The sequence below is a fragment of the Burkholderia sp. LK4 genome, assembly GCF_001043615.1.
GTDB classification, from domain to species: Bacteria; Pseudomonadota; Gammaproteobacteria; order Burkholderiales; family Burkholderiaceae; genus Burkholderia; species Burkholderia cepacia.
The window spans coordinates 1-1,368 of sequence record NZ_LDUL01000083.1 but is presented as its reverse complement, the minus strand read 5'-3'; the positions used below and the strand labels follow the sequence as shown (position 1 = coordinate 1,368).

The following is a 1,368-nucleotide window of genomic DNA, read 5'->3' as shown; positions in this document are numbered from 1 at the left end:
ATTCCTCACGCTCCGCGCAACGAACCGCTGCCCCTCTCGCTGGCCCAGCAACGCCTGTGGTTCCTCGATCGCTTCGAGGACACCGGCGCCGCCTATCACATCCCGGGAGCCCTGCGCCTGCGCGGCACGCTCGACGTCGACGCCCTGCGGGACACCCTCGATCGCATCGTCCAGCGGCACGAAGCGCTGCGCACAACCTTCGCCTCCACCAACGGGCAACCCGTTCAGGTCGTGCGCTCCGCAGCCACCTTCACGCTGCGCCACGTCAATCTCGAGGACACCCCCGCGGTCGAGCGTGAGCAACTGCTCGGTGAACTCGCCTCCCACGAAGCACACGCACCCTTCAGCCTCGACGCCGGCCCCCTCATCCGCGGCGTCCTCGTGCGCCTGCAATCCGATGAGCATGTCCTGCTCGTCACCATGCATCACATCGTCTCCGACGGATGGTCCATCGCCGTCCTGATCCGCGAGGTCGGCGCGCTCTATGCCGCATTCAGCAGCCGCCAGCCCGATCCGCTGCCACCACTGCCCGTCCAGTACCCCGACTACTCTCAGTGGCAGCGGCAGTGGCTCTCCGGCGACACCCTGCAGCGGCAGCTCTCCTACTGGAGCAAGCAACTCACCGGCAGCCCCGTGCTGCTCAACCTGCCCACCGATCGCCCCCGTCCGAACGTGCAGTCCTACGCCGGCGGCATCGTCTCGCTCAATATCGATGCCACCCTGACCAGCCACCTGCAGGCGCTCGCTCGCAAGCACGACGTCACCCTATTCATGCTGCTCCTCGGCGCATGGTCGATCCTGCTCGGCAGGCTCTCCTCCCAGGAGGACGTCGTGATCGGTGCCCCCGTGGCCAACCGCCAGCGGCCCGAACTCGAGGCCATGATCGGCCTGTTCATCAACACCCTTGCATTGCGTATCGACCTGAGCGACGACCCCGATCTCGCCACCCTGCTGGCACGTATCCGGCAAACCACGCTGGACGCCTACGCCCATCAGGAGCTCCCCTTCGAGCAGGTCGTCGAAGCCGTTCAGCCCGTGCGCAGCCTGAGCCACAGCCCGCTGTTCCAGGTCATGTTCACCCTGCAGAACACCCCGCATAACGAACTGCATCTGCCCGGCCTGAGCCTGGCCTCCTATCCGCTGCCGCGCTCTACGTCCCAGTTCGACATGAGCCTGTCGCTCGAGGAGCAGGCCGGCTCGCTCAGCGGCACCATCGAATACGCCAGCGACCTGTTCGACCACGGCACCGTCGAGCGCATCGCCACCCAGCTCACCACGTTGCTCGAAGCCATGGTGCACGACCCGGCACGCACCATCGGCTCTCTCGATCTGCTCAGTGCAGACGAGCGGCAGCAGGTGCTTTACGAC

General features: G+C 66.4%; 1 protein-coding gene. It reads left to right on the top strand.

The window, feature by feature from the left end; translation table 11 throughout:
* Positions 1 to 1,368, top strand: a 1,368-nt coding sequence (locus VK92_RS33670) for a condensation domain-containing protein (RefSeq protein WP_048026798.1), incomplete at both ends; no start/stop codon positions are given.